General features: G+C 63.0%; 14 protein-coding genes and 1 pseudogene. 6 read left to right on the top strand and 9 right to left on the bottom strand.

Translation table 11 applies throughout. The features are described 5' to 3' along the window. Positions 1 to 16 precede the first annotated feature (16 nt). From fdhF to H2O14_RS14265, 3 genes are all read right to left on the bottom strand, one after another. The gene (gene fdhF / locus H2O14_RS14275; RefSeq protein WP_182828180.1) at positions 17 to 2899 is read right to left on the bottom strand and encodes a formate dehydrogenase subunit alpha; all 2883 of its coding nucleotides are present in this window, start codon (positions 2897 to 2899) and stop codon (positions 17 to 19) included. Positions 2900 to 3161: 262 nt separating this feature from the next. Beyond that, positions 3162 to 4718, bottom strand: a complete 1557-nt coding sequence (locus H2O14_RS14270) for an NADH-quinone oxidoreductase subunit NuoF (RefSeq protein WP_182828179.1) — start codon at positions 4716 to 4718, stop codon at positions 3162 to 3164. Continuing rightward, on the bottom strand, positions 4715 to 5194 hold the full coding sequence (locus H2O14_RS14265) for a formate dehydrogenase subunit gamma (protein WP_182828178.1): 480 nt from the start codon (positions 5192 to 5194) through the stop codon (positions 4715 to 4717). Before H2O14_RS14265 ends, H2O14_RS14270 begins: the two co-directional genes overlap by 4 nt. 310 nt (positions 5195 to 5504) lie before the next feature. Here H2O14_RS14265 and H2O14_RS14260 point away from each other — a divergent pair, with 310 nt between their 5' ends. Next, positions 5505 to 5792, top strand: a complete 288-nt coding sequence (locus H2O14_RS14260) for a type II toxin-antitoxin system ParD family antitoxin (protein ID WP_182828177.1) — start codon at positions 5505 to 5507, stop codon at positions 5790 to 5792. Continuing rightward, on the top strand, positions 5789 to 6124 hold the full coding sequence (locus H2O14_RS14255) for a type II toxin-antitoxin system RelE/ParE family toxin (RefSeq protein WP_182828176.1): 336 nt from the start codon (positions 5789 to 5791) through the stop codon (positions 6122 to 6124). Before H2O14_RS14260 ends, H2O14_RS14255 begins: the two co-directional genes overlap by 4 nt. Here the strand turns inward: H2O14_RS14255 and H2O14_RS14250 are convergent. Then, the gene (locus H2O14_RS14250) at positions 6121 to 6999 is read right to left on the bottom strand and encodes a LysR family transcriptional regulator (RefSeq protein WP_182829383.1); all 879 of its coding nucleotides are present in this window, start codon (positions 6997 to 6999) and stop codon (positions 6121 to 6123) included. The genes H2O14_RS14255 and H2O14_RS14250 overlap by 4 nt on opposite strands. A 128-nt stretch (positions 7000 to 7127) precedes the next feature. Here H2O14_RS14250 and leuD point away from each other — a divergent pair. Further along, positions 7128 to 7732, top strand: a pseudogene (gene leuD, locus H2O14_RS14245) (3-isopropylmalate dehydratase small subunit). A gap of 23 nt (positions 7733 to 7755) precedes the next feature. Here leuD and H2O14_RS14240 read toward each other — a convergent pair. Continuing rightward, positions 7756 to 8751, bottom strand: coding sequence for an NAD-dependent epimerase/dehydratase family protein (locus H2O14_RS14240; RefSeq protein ID WP_182828175.1), 996 nt, complete (start codon positions 8749 to 8751; stop codon positions 7756 to 7758). A 100-nt stretch (positions 8752 to 8851) separates the two neighbouring features. On the opposite strand from H2O14_RS14240, the gene H2O14_RS14235 reads away from it, so the two are divergent. Then, positions 8852 to 9748 (top strand): LysR family transcriptional regulator, encoded by an 897-nt coding sequence (locus H2O14_RS14235; protein WP_182828174.1) that lies wholly within the window; start codon positions 8852 to 8854, stop codon positions 9746 to 9748. Here H2O14_RS14235 and H2O14_RS14230 read toward each other — a convergent pair whose 3' ends face one another. From H2O14_RS14230 to H2O14_RS14215, 4 genes are all read right to left on the bottom strand, one after another. Then, complete coding sequence (locus H2O14_RS14230; RefSeq protein WP_182828173.1) at positions 9749 to 10177, bottom strand: metallopeptidase family protein; 429 nt, start codon at positions 10175 to 10177, stop codon at positions 9749 to 9751. It lies immediately after the preceding gene. Between the two features lie 78 nt (positions 10178 to 10255). Next, a complete protein-coding gene (locus H2O14_RS14225) occupies positions 10256 to 10513 on the bottom strand; it encodes a GlsB/YeaQ/YmgE family stress response membrane protein (RefSeq protein ID WP_182828172.1) in 258 nt (85 codons plus the stop codon). A gap of 95 nt (positions 10514 to 10608) precedes the next feature. Continuing rightward, positions 10609 to 11898 (bottom strand): L-rhamnose catabolism isomerase, encoded by a 1290-nt coding sequence (rhaI, locus tag H2O14_RS14220; protein ID WP_182828171.1) that lies wholly within the window; start codon positions 11896 to 11898, stop codon positions 10609 to 10611. Between the two features lie 20 nt (positions 11899 to 11918). Next, positions 11919 to 14018 (bottom strand): bifunctional rhamnulose-1-phosphate aldolase/short-chain dehydrogenase, encoded by a 2100-nt coding sequence (locus H2O14_RS14215; protein WP_182828170.1) that lies wholly within the window; start codon positions 14016 to 14018, stop codon positions 11919 to 11921. A 185-nt stretch (positions 14019 to 14203) separates the two neighbouring features. Between H2O14_RS14215 and H2O14_RS14210 the strand changes: the two genes are divergently transcribed. Both H2O14_RS14210 and rhaS read left to right on the top strand, forming a co-directional pair. Next, positions 14204 to 15007 carry a DeoR/GlpR family DNA-binding transcription regulator gene (locus H2O14_RS14210; protein ID WP_182828169.1) on the top strand — a complete coding sequence of 268 codons (804 nt, stop codon included), beginning with the start codon at positions 14204 to 14206 and terminating at the stop codon, positions 15005 to 15007. Positions 15008 to 15056: 49 nt separating this feature from the next. Further along, positions 15057 to 16049 (top strand): rhamnose ABC transporter substrate-binding protein, encoded by a 993-nt coding sequence (gene rhaS / locus H2O14_RS14205; RefSeq protein ID WP_182828168.1) that lies wholly within the window; start codon positions 15057 to 15059, stop codon positions 16047 to 16049. Positions 16050 to 16116: the final 67 nt, after the last annotated feature.

Genomic DNA, 16116 nt, shown 5'->3' with positions numbered 1-16116 from the left:
TCCGCAAACACTAACCTTACTCCGCAGCTTCCAGCTTGCCGGCGATGCGGCGGCTGAGCCTGGAGAGTTCGCTATAGTCTTCCTGCCATTCCGACGGACCGTTCGACGGCGACACCTGCACCGCCGTCACCTTGTATTCCGGACAATTGGTCGCCCAATCCGAGAAATCCGTGGTGATGACGTTTGCCTGGGTCACCGGGTGATGGAAGGTGGTGTAGACCACGCCCGGAGCGACCTTGTCGGTGATCAGCGCCCGGAGTGACGTCTCGCCGGCGCGCGAGGCCAGACGCACCCAGTCGCCCTCGCGGATGCCGCGATTTTCGGCGTCATGCGGATGGATTTCCAGCCGGTCCTCGGGATGCCAGGCGGTGTTGCCGGTGCGGCGCGTCTGCGCCCCGACATTGTACTGGCTGAGCACGCGGCCGGTGGTGAGCAGCAGCGGGAAGCGCGGGCCGGTCTTCTCGTCGGTCGCCACATATTCGGTGCGGATGAACTTGCCCTTGCCGCGCACGAAGCCGTCGACATGCATGATCGGCGAACCTTCGGGGGCCTTCTCGTTGCAGGGCCACTGCACCGAGCCCATCTTTTCGAGGTAATCATAGCTGACGCCGGCGAAGCTGGGCGTCGTCGCGGCGATCTCGGCCATGATCTCGGAGGGATGGCGGTAGGTCCAGTTGAGACCCATCGCCTGGGCGAGATGCTGGGTGACTTCCCAATCGGCGTAACCGTTTTTCGGGCTCATGACCTTACGCACGCGATTGATGCGGCGCTCGGCATTGGTGAAGGTGCCGTCCTTCTCAAGAAAGGTCGAGCCGGGCAGGAAGACATGGGCGTAATTGGCCGTCTCGTTGAGGAAGAGATCCTGAACCACGACGCATTCCATCGCCGCCAGACCCGCCGACACATGCTTGGTGTCGGGGTCGGACTGCAGAATGTCTTCGCCCTGGATATAGATGCCCTTGAACGTGCCTTCGACGGCGGCGTCCAGCATGTTGGGAATGCGCAGGCCCGGCTCGTTACTGAGCGTAACGCCCCAGAGTTTTTCGAACACGGACCGGGTGGCGTCGTCGGACACATGCCGGTAGCCCGGCAGTTCATGCGGGAAGGAGCCCATGTCGCAGGAGCCCTGGACATTGTTCTGGCCGCGCAGCGGGTTCACGCCGACGCCCGGCCGGCCGATATTGCCGGTGGCCATGGCGAGATTGGCGATGGCCATGACGGTGGTGGAACCCTGGCTGTGTTCGGTGACGCCCAGACCGTAATAGATCGCGCCATTGCCGCCGCGGGCGAACAGACGGGCTGCGCCGCGCACCAGTTCCGGATCGACGCCGGTGACGGCGGCGAGCGCTTCAGGGCTATGGCGCTCGTCGGAAACGAACTCCGCCCAGTCCTCGAATTCCGACCAGTCGCAGCGTTCGCGGATGAAGGCCTCATCGAACAGGCCTTCGGTGACGATGACATGGGCGAGCGAGGTCACCACGGCGACGTTCGTGCCGGGCTTCAGCGGCAGGTGATAGTCCGCCTTCACATGCGGCGAGGAGACGAGCTCGATCTTGCGCGGATCGATGACGATCAGCTTGGCGCCCTGGCGCAGGCGCTTCTTGAGGCGCGAGCCGAACACCGGATGGCCTTCGGTCGGATTGGCGCCGATGACGATGACGACATCGGTGTGTTCGACCGAGTCGAAATCCTGCGTGCCGGCTGAAGTGCCGAAGGCCTGGCCGAGGCCATAGCCGGTGGGCGAATGGCAGACGCGGGCGCAGGTATCGACATTGTTGTTGCCGAAGCCGGCGCGGATCAGCTTCTGCACCAGATAGGTTTCTTCATTGGTGCAGCGCGACGAGGTGATGCCGCCGATCGACTCGCGGCCATACTGGTATTGGATGCGGCGGAACTCCGAGGCGACATGCGCATAGGCCTCCGCCCAGGTGACTTCTTGCCAGGGATCGGAGATCTTTTCGCGGATCATCGGATTGAGGATGCGATCCTTGTGGGTGGCGTAGCCATAGGCGAAACGGCCCTTGACGCAGGAATGGCCGCGATTGGCCTTGCCATCCTTCCAAGGGACCATGCGCACCAGTTCTTCGCCGCGCATTTCCGCCTTGAAGGAACAGCCGACGCCGCAATAGGCGCAGGTGGTGACCTTGGAATGTTCGGGCTGACCAATCTCGATCACCGACTTTTCCGTCAGCGTCGCGGTAGGGCAGGCCTGCACGCAGGCGCCGCAGGAGACGCATTCGGAATTCAGGAACTGCTCATGCATGCCGGGCGACACGCGGCTGTCGAAGCCGCGGCCCTCGATGGTCAGCGCGAACGTGCCCTGCACTTCCTCGCAGGCGCGCACGCAGCGCGAACATACGATGCATTTGGAAGGGTCATAGGTGAAATAGGGATTGCTCTCGTCCTTGGCCATCCAGCGGGCGTTGACCTCGCCGCCAGTCGAGCGCGCCTTGACGTGATTGTCGCCCTCATAACCGTAGCGCACGTCGCGCAGACCGACCGCGCCGGCCATATCCTGCAACTCGCAATCGCCATTGGCCGCGCAGGTGAGACAGTCGAGCGGATGATCGGAGATATAGAGCTCCATCACCCCCTTGCGGATGTCCTTCAGCCGCGAAGTCTGGGTGTGAACGACGAGGCCGTCCACCGCCGGCGTGGTGCAGGAGGCCGGCGTGCCGTTGCGGCCCTCGATCTCCACCAGACAGAGGCGGCAGGAGCCGAAGGCGTCGACCATGTCGGTGGCGCAGAGTTTCGGCACCTGAATGCCGGCTTCCATCGAGGCGCGCATGATGGACGTGCCCTCGGGCACGCTGATCGTCTGGCCGTCGATGGTCAGCGTGACTGTCTTTTCGGACCTGGACGCCGGGGTGCCGTAGTCGATTTCAGAAACGAGGGGCATGGAAGGCCTCCTGGTTGAAGGTCTGGAAAGTGGATTGACGCCGGCGTGAGGGGCTACCCCCTCTGGCCTGCCGGCCATCTCCCCTCACGGGGAGATTGGAAGAAGCGGCCGCCGCCGGCCATCATGAGCGTCGCAGAACTGCGCACATGCTTGCGAGCTGAGATCTTGGGCGAAGCGCTGGCCGCGGGTCGATCTCCCCCTTGAGGGGAGATGGCCGGCAGGCCAGAGGGGGCGCTCCCCGGGATGTGGAAGCTATGGCGCATCACTCCGCCGCCTCCCGCATCGGAACTGGCGCGAAATCCTCCGGGAAATGCGTGATCGCGCTCATCACCGGATAGGGCGTGAAGCCGCCGAGCGCGCAGAGCGAGCCGAATTTCATCGTGTTGCAGAGATCCTTAACGAGCGCCATGTTCTTCTCGACCTCGATTCCCTGCAGGATCTTGTCGATCACTTCGGCGCCGCGGGTGGAGCCGATGCGGCAGGGGGTGCATTTGCCGCAGGATTCGACCGCGCAGAATTCGAAGGCGAATTTGGCCTGGGCCAGCATGTCGGCGCTGTCGTCGAACACGGTGATGCCGGCGTGTCCGATCAACCCATCCTTGGCGGCGAAGGCTTCGTAGTCGAAGGGCGTGTCGAAGAGATCAGTCGGGAAATAGGCGCCGAGCGGGCCGCCGACCTGCACGGCCTTGACCGGGCGGCCGGTGGCCGTGCCGCCGGCGATATGCAGCACGATTTCGCCGAGCGACAGGCCGAAGGCCGTCTCATAGAGGCCGCCATATTTGACATTGCCGGCGATCTGGATCGGGATCGTGCCGCGCGAACGGCCCATGCCGAAATCCTTGTAGAAGGCCGCGCCGCGATCGAGAATGACCGGCACGGAGGCAAGCGAGATGACATTGTTGACCACGGTCGGACGTCCCAAGAAACCCTGCAGCGCCGGCAGCGGCGGCTTGGCGCGGACGACGCCGCGCTTGCCTTCGAGCGAATTGAGCAGCGCCGTCTCTTCGCCGCAGACATAGGCGCCCGCGCCGACCCGGACTTCCATGTCGAAGGCCTTGCCGGATCCAAGCACGGAGGGGCCGAGCACGCCGGCGTCCCGGGCGATCTCGATGGCTTCGCGCATGATCAGGATGGCGTTGGGATATTCCGAGCGGGTGTAGATATAGCCGCGCGTCGCGCCCACCGCGAGGCCGGCGATCGCCATACCCTCGATCAGCACGAAGGGATCGCCTTCCATGATCATGCGGTCGGCGAACGTGCCGCTGTCGCCTTCGTCGGCGTTGCAAACGATGTATTTCTGGTCGGCCTGGGCCTGGGCGACCGTGTTCCACTTGATGCCGGTGGGAAAGCCGGCGCCGCCCCGGCCGCGCAGACCGGATTCGGTGACTTCGCGGACGATGTCGGAGGGATCGAGTTTGACGGCTCTTTCCAGCCCGGCCAGGCCCGCATGGGCGCGGTAATCGTCGAGCGACAGGGGATCGATGATCCCGCAACGGGCAAAGGTCAGCCGCGTCTGGTTTTTCAGGAAGGGAATGGCCTTGGTGCGCCCGTGACAGAGCGGATGCTCCGCCCCGGTCATCAGGCCGGCGTCGAGAAGGCCGGCGACATCGGAGGCCTTGACCGGACCATAGGCGATGCGGCCTTCCGGCGTGGCGACTTCCACCATCGGCTCCAGCCAATGCAGGCCGCGCGAGCCGTTGCGGATGATGACGGCGTCGAGGCCGCGGGCGGCGATTTCGGCATGAAACGCCTGGGCGACCTTTTCGGCGCCGAGGGCGAGGGCTGCGGAATCGCGGGGGACATAGATCTTGACGGTCATGCGCTGATCTCCTGGATAAGGGCGGACAACTCGTCCTTGGTCAGGCGGCCATGCAGCGCCCCGTCCAGCTGCGCGGCGGGGGCGGTGGAACAGAGCCCGAGGCAATAGACCGGCTCCAGCGTGACCTTGCCGTCGGGCGTGGTCTCGTGCCAGTCGAGGCCGAGCTCGCGGCAGGCATGATCGGCGATCTCGCGCCCGCCCATGGACTGGCAGGCTTCGGCGCGACAGAGCCGCAGCACATGCCGGCCGGCCGGCTGATGGCGGAATTCGTGATAGAAGGTGACGACGCCATGAACCTCGGCGCGCGACAGATTGAGTTCGCGGGCGATGACCGGCAGACAGTCTTCCGGCACATAGCCGAATTCTTCCTGCACGGCGTGCAGGATCGGCAGCAACGGGCCTTCGAGACCCTTCAGCCGATGCACGATTTCAAGCGCCGCCTCAGTGACGCCATCGGGCTTTACATGGATATTCATTCGGTCCTCGCCGGTTCAGATCGCCGCGTCCGGCAGGGCGAAAGCCGTCCGGCCCCCTCCTCGCCTCCAACCGAGCCTGTGCGGAACACAGGCCGCCCGACCGGAACTCTGTCGGCCAGGCAATCGCTGACATCGGAGGGTGACGAAAGAACGGCCCGAGGTCAATAAGGGGGAATCGTGGATCGATAGGAAATTTCTATCAAAGCCGCATGGTGTAAGCATCTCGACCGAAACAGGCCCCACGCCCAGGCGCAACAGTGTGGCTTGATCGGCAAAACGCTGCTATAAAGTGCAAGGAAGGACGACATCAATGGCCGCAAAGCAATCTCTCAACATCACCTTGCCGCAGGATGTGGCGGATATGGTCGAGACAAAGGTCGCGTCCGGGCAATATCAGGACGCCAGCGCTGTAATTGACGATAGCCTGCGGTACCTGGCAGAGCGAGACGTCGCGGTCGAGCGCTGGCTGATAGAAGACGTCACTCCCACCTACGACAAAATGAAAAGCGATCCAGAACGGGGATTGACGGCGGACGAGGTGAGACGACGCCTGGACGCCAAGGTGGCGGCGCTGCTGCGGGAGACATCGGAGCCGTGAGATATCGCGTCATTTTCGCCCCTGAAGCGAGTGACGATCTTGAAAATCTGCTTGTCTATTTGATTGAAAAGGCCGGGCCGGACATCGCCCGCCGCTACGTCGCGACAATCGAACAATTTTGCCACGGCTTGTCACGCTTTCCCCAACGCGGCGCATCCCGCGACGATTTGCGGCCGGGCTTGCGGATCACCGGCTTCAAGCGCAGGGCTAGCATCGCTTTCACCATCGAAGAACGGACAGTTTATATCCTGCGGATCTTTCATGCCGGCCGAGAAATCACTTTCGACGTGCGCGATCTCGATGAGGCGGCGATGCAAAATGGCGGCCCCTAACGCAGCCCCCGCGCCGCATTGATCAGCGCCGAGACCAGCGGCGTGTTGGGATCGCGCTCCAGCGCCACCAGACCGACGAGATGCGTGGGTGCGGGATCGGTGAGCGGGATGATCGCCACCTGGTCGGCGAAACCGAAGGAGCGGGCGGCTTCCTCCGGCATGATCGACGCCCATTGGCCGGTCAGCACATGGGTGAACAGCACGATCATCGAATTGGTTTCGAGCCGCGGCTCGACCTTGGCGCCGGCTTCGCCCAGATGCTTGTTGATGATGCGGCGGTTCTGCATGTCGGCGGTGAGCAGGCACAGCGGCAGTTCCGACGCCTCGCGCCAGGTGATGCTGGCGCGGCTCGCCTCGGGCGCGCGTTTCGATACGACGAGGTGATAGCGCTCTTCGATCAGGGGAACGCTGACCACGCGGCCGAGCGGCTCGTTGTCGAGATAGGTGATGCCGATATCGGTTTCGAGATTGTCGAGCTGGCTGAGGATCTTGAGCGAGGTCGCCGACTGCACCGAAAAGGTGACGGCCGGGTGTTTTTCCTGAAACGGGCCCGTCAGCTTGGGGATTAGAGACAGCGCCGTCGGGATGGCGGCGATGCGCACATGGCCGGAAAGACCCGTGCGCGCCGCCCGCATCTCCTCCTTCATGGTGCGGGCGTCACCGACGATGCGGCGGGCCCATTCGAGCACCCGCTGACCCTCGGGCGTAAGACCCTGATAGCGCGAGCCGCGATTGACCAGCATGACGCCGAGTTCGCCTTCCAACTGACGGATCGCCGCCGACAGGGTCGGCTGGGTGACGCCGCAGTCCTCGGCGGCGCGGCCGAAATGCTGCTCGCGCGCCAGCGTCAGAAAGAATTGCAGCTTGTCGATCATCTCGGCCTCTTCGCCCGAAAGGATGCGGCCGGGCGTCCGACCGGTTTGCAAGATTTTCCTTCAAAAGCCAAGCGATCTGCGCTAGAGGGCTGAACTAAACGAAGACCCATCGTCAGAAGGCCAGACCCATGGACAAGTTCACCACGCTGACCGGCATCGCCGCCCCTATCCCGTCGTCAATATCGACACGGACATGATCATCCCCAAGGATTATCTGAAGACCATCAAGCGCACCGGTCTGGGCTCGGGTCTGTTCGCCGAGGCCCGCTTCAAGGAAGACGGCTCTGAAAACCCCGATTTCGTGCTGAACAAGCCGGCCTATCGCAAGGCCGAAATCCTGGTGGCCGGTGACAATTTCGGCTGCGGCTCCTCGCGCGAACATGCGCCCTGGGCGCTGCTCGACTTCGGCATCCGCTGCGTGATCTCCACCAGCTTCGCCGACATCTTCTACAACAACTGTTTCAAGAACGGCATCCTGCCGATCGTGGTGAAGCCGGAAGAACTGGAAAAGCTGCTCGACGACGCCTCGCGCGGCGCCAACGCCACGCTGACGGTCGATCTGGCCGCCCAGGAAATCCGCGGTCCCGACGGCGGCGTCATCAAGTTCGACATCGACGCCTTCAAGAAGCATTGCCTGCTGAACGGTCTCGACGACATCGGGCTGACGCTCGAAAAGGCCGCCTCGATCGACGCTTTCGAAAAGTCGAACGCCGCTTCGCGCCCCTGGGCGTAAACGCGCTTTCCGCTGGGTTTGCTCTAGCGCATAGCTTGAAGAACCGGAGACGGCTCGCTGAGGCGGGCCGTTTTTGCGTCTGACGCGACCGTGATTCCCTGGTCGAGAAGCGCCTGCCGGATGGCCTCGACGGGCTCGGTGCTCGGAATGGCTCCGAGGAAACGCCGGAGCTTGCCATCGTCGAGCGAATGCGGTCGGCGCCAGAGATAGGTCATCGTCAGCAGCGCCTTGACCACCGGCGTGAAGGGCGCGACGAGCCGCATCGGCAGCCAGGACATATGCTTGAACGTCACGGGCCGGCCGAGCGCCTGCTGCGTGAGCGCGTGAAACGCATGGCCGGTGAGCGTATGCCCTTCGAAATTGAAGGTCTCGAAGGCGGGCAATTCCGCCATGCGTTCGCCGAGCCGCACGAAGGTTTCGGCGAGATCCGGCAGATAGGCGAAGGCGTGGGCAATATCCATGTCGCCCGGCCATTGCAGCACGCCCTTGCGGATCCTGGCCATCAGGGCCTGGTCGAACCACGCGCCCTCGCCGACCGTTCCGTAGAAATCGCCGGCGCGCAGGACGACCGTCTGGACGCCGGACCGTTCGGCCTCTTCCGCGAACAACGTCTCCATGGCGATGCGGATGCGCGCATGCTCGGTGTCGGGTGAAAAGGGCGTCTGCTCATCGGCCTGCATCGGAATGCGATAGCCGTAATTGTACACATTGCCGACGAAGAGATGGCGCGCGCCATGGGCGCGGGCGGCCGCCATGACATTGCGCGCCATCGGCAGGGCGTAGCGCGGCCATTGATGATAGAGCGGATTGAGGCCGTTGAAGATGATATCGGCGCCGCGCGTGGCGGCGATCAGATCGTCCTCCACCATCGCATCGGCGGCGCGGCAATCGACGCTGCCGACCAGACCGCGGCAGACGCCGGAACGGGTGACGGCGATGACCTGATGGGCATGCGCGAGAAAGGCGCGGGCTACGGCATGGGCTATTCTTCCATTGGCTCCGAGAACGGCGACGCGCATGATGTTTTCTCCTGGTCGGTGCGTGACGACTGGAAGATAGCGATCGGCTGTGTTATATTAAATCAATAGAAAACTATAGTTTCTATTCGAAAGTGAATAGATGGATCTCGACTGGAATCTGATCCGCAGCTTCGTCACCGTGGCGGAAAGCGGCAGCCTGATTGCGGCGGCGCGCAGGATCGGCGTCAGCCAACCCGCGCTCGGCCGGCATATCGACGAACTGGAACGCCAGCTCGGGCTGACATTGTTCAGCCGCGGCCGCGCCGGCATGCGGCTGACGGAAGCCGGAATGGCGCTGCTCGAAGACGCCCGCTCGATCCGCAGCGACGTCGATCACCTCCTCTTGCGGGCGGCGGGCCAGAGCGACCGGGTGAGCGGACCAGTCAGGATCACCGCAAGCCAGGTAATGGCGACCTATGTGCTGCCGCCGATGCTGGCGCGCCTGAAACAGGCCGAGCCCGGGCTGGACATCGAACTCGCGTCCGACAACGCCATCGCCAATCTTCTGGCCCGCGACGCCGACATCGCCATCCGCATGGCGCGGCCGGCGCAGAACGACCTGATCGCCCAGAAGATCGGCGACCTCGCTCTGGGCTGTTTCGCGCATCGCGACTATGTCGCGCGGCGCGGCGCGCCCGTATCGCTGAAAGAATTCGGGGAGCATGATCTGGTCGGTTATGACCGCGTCACCCGCATTCTCGACGCGATGGGTCATTTCGGTCTGACGATGAACAGGAGCGATTTCGGCTTCCGCACCGATGACGAAGTGGCGCAATGGGAACTGGTGCGCGCCGGCGGCGGCATCGGCTTTGCGCAACTGGCGATCGCCGCCCGCGACGCCGATCTCCAAAGGCTTCTTACCGATCTGCCGCTTCCGCGCCTGCCGCTCTGGCTGGCGGCGCATCAGGAACTGAAGACCAACCGGCGCATCCGCCGCGCACTGGATTTCCTGCAAGGAGAACTTAAGGCCTATGCGGCCGAATGCGCCGAGCCGTGATCACGCCTCGGAAACCGACGCCTCGATCTCCTCGATGTCCTCGTCGGACAGGCCGAAGTGATGGCCGATCTCGTGGATCAGCACATGGGCGATGATGTCGCCCAGAGTCTCCTCGTTCTCGGCCCAGTAATCGAGGATCGGACGGCGATAGAGGGTGACGCGATTGGGCAATTCGCCGTTTTCGACCGAGAACCGTTCGGTGACGCCGCGGCCTTCGAACAGGCCGAGCAGGTCGAACGGCGTCTCCAGCGCCATGTCCTCGAAAATATCGTCGGACGGGAAATCCGCGATCTGGATGATCAGATCCTGACAGAGCGCGCGGAAATCGTCGGGCAACTGCCCATAGGCCTCGCGCGCCAATTGTTCGATCGCTTCCAGCGACGGGGCATAGGCGTCCCGCCAAATATCCGTCTGGTCTATACTCGCCATGATCACTCCTGTCGGCCCGTATATAAAGCCAGGCTTTCGCTTTTGCGAGTATGAAAATCGTCAGTTTCGGCGCTCGGCTCAGGTTCCCGTGCGGATGATCCTGAGGATGACCAGCAGGATCACGGCGCCGATGGTGGCGTGGATCACTGACCAGAAGAAGCCGCCGCCCATGCCGAAGCCGAGATAGGGCAGCAGGAAGCCGGAAATGACCGCGCCGACGACGCCGACCACGATATTGCCGAGCAGGCCGAAACCGCCGCCCTTGACGAGAAGCCCCGCGAGCCAACCGGCCAACGCGCCGATGATGAGGAAAACCAGAAGACTACCGACGCCCATGCGCGCCCTCCCATGATCCCGATGGATCATAGGTGGCGCGTCCCGAAGCCGCTGTCAATCAGGCTTCGGTCGACCAAAAGCCGGAAAAACAGGGGTCAGACGATGCCGCCGCCGCCGGACGTGACCACAGGGCGCTCCCCCGCCACCTTGGCGCGATAGTTGGAGGCGCGATAGGCGCCGATCGGGTTGATCGCGCCGCCGCGCTCCAGCCGCGCCATGGCGAGGATCGGCTCGACATCGGTGCGGAAGGCCCTCTTCAGCGTTTCCGTCGCCATGATCGCGTCGTTGTTGTCCTGGCAGGCGGACAGCGTGTCGCGATTGACCATCAGCGCCTGGGCATAAGCGCGGCTGACTTCGGTGGCGCTGGCGATCAGGCTTTCGATCGGGTCGGTGACGTTGTGGCTCTGGTCGAGCATATGCGCCGGCCGAAAGTCCTTGACCTTGTTGACTTCGGCGTCAACCAGTTCGTTGAACACCAGGAACAGCCGGTAGGGATCGACCGAGCCGGTGTCGAGATCGTCGTCGCCATATTTCGAATCGTTGAAATGGAAGCCGCCGAGCTTGCCGAACTGGATCAGCCGGGCGACGATCATTTCGATATTGGTGTTGGGCGCGTGGTGACCGAGATCGACGAGGCATTGCGCCTTGGGGCCGAGCTCCTGGGCGATGAGGAAATTGGTGCCCCAATCCTGCACCACCGTCGAATAGAAGGCGGGTTCGAACATCTTGTGTTCGGTGAACAGCCGCCAGTCGTCCGGCAGGCCGGCATAGATGGCCTTCATCGAGTCGAGATAGCGCTCGAAGCTGCGGGTGAAATTGACCTGGCCCGGAAAATTCGAGCCGTCGCCGATCCACACGGTCAACGCCTTGGAGCCGAGCGCCTTGCCGATCTCGATACATTCGAGATTGTGCTCGATCGCCTGCTCGCGGGTCGAGGCGTCCGTGTGGCTGAGCGAGCCGTATTTGTAGGACCGCGCCTGGTCGGGCTGGTCCTGGAAGGTGTTGGAGTTCATCGCGTCGAAGGCGAGATCGAGCTCGTCGGCCTTCTGCTTGAGGGCCGCGAGATCCTCCACCTTGTCCCAGGGGATATGCAGCGACACCGTGGGCGTGATGCGGGTGAGCTGGTGGATCACGGCGCAATCTTCGAGCTTGTCGAAGATGCCGCGCGGCTCGCCGGGGCCGGGGAAGCGGGCGAAGCGGGTGCCGCCGGTGCCGACGCCCCAGGAGGGCACGGCGACGCCATAAGCGGCGACCTTGCTCTTCACCCAGTCGATGTCGATGCCGCGACGGGCGAGCAGCTCGCCGAGATGATTGTATTCGCGGCGGAGCGCGCCGACATATTTGTGATTGTCGCTGTCAACGACATTGGACGCCAAGATTCCCATCCGCCTGTCTCCCGATCCCCTCAGCGCGTAAACGCCTGGGCGTTACCAGCATCTACATTCAATATATTACCAGTTGATTTGGAAGATGCCGAAGACGCGAAGAAATATATGCCCTCGGCGATGTCTTCGGGATAGACGGACAGTTTCAGCATCGAGCGGGCGCGGTAATGCGCCTCGAGATCATCGGTCGACATGTTGTAGGCGGCGGCGCGCTGCTCCTTCCATTCGCCCGTCCAGATCTTGGAGCCGCGCAGCACAGCATCGGGATTGACGGTGTTGACGCGGATGCCCTTTTCGGCCCCTTCGAGCGCCAGGCAGCGGGCGAGATGGATCTCGGCGGCCTTGCCCGTGCAATAGGCGGCGGCGTTGGGCGAGGCGGCGAGCCCGTTCTTGGAGGCGACGAAAACGATGTTGCCGCCGATCTTCTGGGTCTCGAACAGTTTGAAGGCTTCCCGCGACACCAGGAAATAGCCCTTGGCGAGAATGTCGATATTCTTGTTCCAGAGATCGAGCGTGGTCTCGGTGATCGAGGCCGACGACGCCAGACCCGCGTTCGAAACGAGAATGTCGAGCCCGCCGAATTCCGCCACGGCGTCGGCGAAACCGGCCGCGACCTGCGCTTCTGTGGTGACGTCGATCAACACGCTGCGCACCTGATCCTTGCCGTGCCGGCTGGTAAAATCGGCTTGCGCGGCGTCGAGCGCGGTCCGGTCGATATCGGCGAGCACCACGCAGGCGCCTTCCTTCAGGAAGCGTTCGGCGGTGGCCTTGCCGATGCCGCCCGCGCCGCCGGTGATCAGCGCGACTTTGCCGGCGAGCGATTTCGGCTTGGGCATGCGCTGCAGCTTGGCCTCTTCCAACAGCCAGTATTCGATGTCGAAGGCTTCCTGCTCGGGCAGACCGACATAGGTGGAGACAGACGACGCGCCGCGCATGACATTGATGGCGTTGACGTAGAATTCTCCCGAAATGCGCGCCGTGGCCTTGTCCTTGGCGAAGGTGAGCATGCCGACGCCGGGCACCAGATAGACCACCGCATTGGGATCGCGGATGGCGGGCGAATTGTCATGTTTGCAGCGCTCGTAGTAAGCCTTGTAATCCTCGCGATAGGCGGCGACGGCGCCGTCGAGGCCGGCGAGAGCTGCGGCGACATCCGGATTGGCGGGATCGAAGTGGATCACCAGCGGCCGGATCTTGGTGCGCAGGAAGTGGTCGGGGCAGGATGTGCCGAGTGCGGCGAGCGCATCGAGCTCATGCGAGCAGACGAATTCGAGCACGGCGGGCGAATCGTCGAAATGGCCGATCTTGGGCTCGGCGGCCGAAATCATGCCGCGGATGACCGGCATCAGGGCGCCGGCGACCTTGCGGCGTTCGTCGGCTGGCAACGGCTGGCTTTTCGCGCCGCCGAACACCGGGCCGGTGATCCTGGCTTCGAGCCAAGCGATCGCCTTGTTGATGATCTCCACCGTGGTCAGATAGGACTCTTCCGCGGTATCGCCCCAGGTGAACAGGCCATGACTTTCGAGGATCAGGCCGCGCGCCGTCGGATTCTCGCGGCAGAATTTTTCGAGCCAGAGGCCGAGCTCGAAGCCGGGCCGTTTCCAGGGCAGCCAGCCGATCTCGCCACCGAAAATCTCCTCGGTCAACTGCCTGGAGTTTTCCGACGCCGCGATGGCGATGATCGCGTCGGGATGCATGTGATCGACATGTTTTCTCGGCACATAGGCGTGCAGCGGCGTATCGATGGAGGCGGCGCGCGGATTGAGCGCGAAGGTGCAATGCGGCAGGTAATCCACCATCTCGTCTTCAAAGGCGAGGCCGCGATAGAGGCCCTTCAGGGCTTCGAGCTTGTCCATATAGAGCGTGGCGAAGCCGTCGCGCTTGATGGTGCCGACATCGCCGCCCGAGCCCTTGACCCAGAGCACTTCCACCAGCTGGCCGGTGAGCGGATCCTTTTCCATCACTTTGGCGGAGGTGTTGCCGCCGCCGTAATTGGTGATGCGCTTGTCCGACCCCAGGAGGTTGGAGCGATAGATCAACCGCTCCGGCTCGCTCATCGCCTCCGCCTTGGCCTTGTCCCAAAGATTGGCGAGGCGCGCGCCGCCTGCTTGTGTGCTCATGATGTTTCCTCCACTAGGTCCGCGCCGGCGCGGATCGTTTGCGCCGAATTCACAGGACCTCGGTCGATTTGTCAATCAAAAATGATCATTTACAGTCATATTGCGTCGCACAATGAAATAATATGATCGAACATGATTGACACTGACGACAATCAATGAAAACTTAACCGGGAAGGGGAGAGCCGATGCACGAGAAGGAACGCCACAGGATCATCATGTCAGCGGTGCAGGAAAAGCCCGTGGTGACCGTGCCGGAACTCGTGGAACTCACGGACAGTTCCGAGGCGACCATCCGCCGCGACATCGCCGCCCTGCATGTCCAGAAAAAGCTGCGCCGGGTGCGCGGCGGGGCCGAAGCGCTGCATCCGCCGCAATTCGTCGGTCTTGCCGGACGCCCCTTCAGCGTCAACGAAACGATCAATTCCCGTCAGAAGCAAGCAATCGCCCGCGAAGCGGTGGCGCTGTGCGACGATGGCGACGCCATCATCATCAATGGCGGCACAACGACGTTCCAGATGGTGCATTTCCTCGTCAACAGGCGGCTGCAGGTGTTCACCAACTCGTTTCCGATCGCCGAGCATCTGCTGAAGAACTCCAAGAACACGGTGATGCTGTCGGGCGGCGTGATCTATCGCGAGCAGAACATCATTCTCTCGCCGTTCGACAATGACGTGACCCGCAATTTCTACGCCCAGCGCATGTTCATGGGCGCACAGGGGCTCGGCGCGCTCGGCCTGATGGAGGCCGATCCGCTGCTGATCCAGGCGGAGCAGAAACTGATCGACCAGGCCGACGAACTGATCGTGCTGGTGGATTCCTCGAAATTCGCCAAACGGTCGAGCCTGATCCTCTGCGATCTCAGGCGGATCGCCACCGTGATCACCGACGCCGGCATCGAGGACCGCCACGCCGCCATGCTGGAGCAGGCGGGCGTCACGCTGATCGTGGCGCAGGAGAGATCGAACGAGAAATCATCCGCCGCGTCGTGAGGAGACGGCGCGCGCGGAGGAGGAACTGAAACCCAAGGGAGGAGACATCATGGGTATTCTGAAGAAACTGCTGGTGACGGCGGCCATTTCCACGGCCCTCATCGCCAATGTCGCGCATGCCGAAAACAAGAAGATCGCTCTCGTCGTCAAGGCGTTGGGCATCGGCTTCTTCGACGCCGCCAACAAGGGCGCGCAGGAAGCGGCCAAGGAACTCGGCGATGTCGACATCATCTATACCGGCCCGACCGACACCACCGCCGAAGGCCAGATCGAAGTGATCAATTCGCTGATCGCCCAGAAGGTCGACGCCATCGCCATTTCCGCCAATGACCGTGACGCCGTGGCGCCGGCGCTGAAGAAGGCCATGGATCGCGGCATCACAGTGATTTCCTGGGATTCGGGCGTCGCGCCCGAGGGCCGGATGATGCATCTCAATCCGTCGTCGAATTCCCTGATCGGCAATATGTGCGTGAAGATGGCCGCCGACAATCTGCCCGAGGGCGGCGATGTCGCGATCCTCTCGGCCACCGCCACCGCCACGAACCAGAACACCTGGATCGAGGAAATGAAGAAGGTGCTGCCGAACTACAAGGGCATCAACATCGTCACCACCGTCTATGGCGACGACAAGACCGACAAGTCCTACACCGAGACGCAAGGCCTGATCAAAGCCTATCCCAACCTCAAGGCGATCATCGCGCCGACCTCCGTCGGCATCGTCGCCGCGGCCCAGGCCGTGGAAGACGCCGGCATGACCGGCAAAATCAACGTCACCGGCCTCGGTCTGCCCTCGGAAATGGCCGGCCATGTGAAGTCGGGCGCCTCCAAGTCCTTCGCGATCTGGAACCCGATCGATCTCGGCTACGCCGCCACGATGATTTCCTACAATCTCGTGACCGGCAAGGCCAAGGCGGACGCCGGCGCGGAAATCCCGATGGGCCGCATGGGCAATGTCAAGCTCGACGACAACAGAGAAGGTGCGATGGCCGACCCGTTCGTCTACGACGCCAAGAATGTCGAGGAATTCGCCAAGATCTTCTGATCCGGCAACCTCACCAAGACGCTGTTCTCGCCGGGCCTTCGAGCCCAGCGGGAACGGTTGATCCCAA

The sequence above is a fragment of the Rhizobium sp. G21 genome (assembly GCF_014158035.1).
Taxonomy (GTDB): domain Bacteria; phylum Pseudomonadota; class Alphaproteobacteria; order Rhizobiales; family Rhizobiaceae; genus Rhizobium_E.
Note: the sequence above shows the minus strand (reverse complement) of the source record. Positions and strands in the feature narration are given on the sequence as shown.

Bases quoted from the DNA above. Each gene is read 5' to 3' on its own strand.
- fdhF (WP_182828180.1), bottom strand. From the start codon at position 2,899: ATGCCCCTCGTTTCTGAAATCGACTACGGCACCCCGGCGTCCAGGTCC.
- H2O14_RS14270 (WP_182828179.1), bottom strand. From the start codon at position 4,718: ATGACCGTCAAGATCTATGTCCCCCGCGATTCCGCAGCCCTCGCCCTC.
- H2O14_RS14265 (WP_182828178.1), bottom strand. From the start codon at position 5,194: ATGAATATCCATGTAAAGCCCGATGGCGTCACTGAGGCGGCGCTTGAA.
- H2O14_RS14260 (WP_182828177.1), top strand. From the start codon at position 5,505: ATGGCCGCAAAGCAATCTCTCAACATCACCTTGCCGCAGGATGTGGCG.
- H2O14_RS14250 (WP_182829383.1), bottom strand. From the start codon at position 6,999: ATGATCGACAAGCTGCAATTCTTTCTGACGCTGGCGCGCGAGCAGCAT.
- H2O14_RS14240 (WP_182828175.1), bottom strand. From the start codon at position 8,751: ATGCGCGTCGCCGTTCTCGGAGCCAATGGAAGAATAGCCCATGCCGTA.
- H2O14_RS14235 (WP_182828174.1), top strand. From the start codon at position 8,852: ATGGATCTCGACTGGAATCTGATCCGCAGCTTCGTCACCGTGGCGGAA.
- H2O14_RS14230 (WP_182828173.1), bottom strand. From the start codon at position 10,177: ATGGCGAGTATAGACCAGACGGATATTTGGCGGGACGCCTATGCCCCG.
- H2O14_RS14225 (WP_182828172.1), bottom strand. From the start codon at position 10,513: ATGGGCGTCGGTAGTCTTCTGGTTTTCCTCATCATCGGCGCGTTGGCC.
- rhaI (WP_182828171.1), bottom strand. From the start codon at position 11,898: ATGGGAATCTTGGCGTCCAATGTCGTTGACAGCGACAATCACAAATAT.
- H2O14_RS14215 (WP_182828170.1), bottom strand. From the start codon at position 14,018: ATGAGCACACAAGCAGGCGGCGCGCGCCTCGCCAATCTTTGGGACAAG.
- H2O14_RS14210 (WP_182828169.1), top strand. From the start codon at position 14,204: ATGCACGAGAAGGAACGCCACAGGATCATCATGTCAGCGGTGCAGGAA.
- rhaS (WP_182828168.1), top strand. From the start codon at position 15,057: ATGGGTATTCTGAAGAAACTGCTGGTGACGGCGGCCATTTCCACGGCC.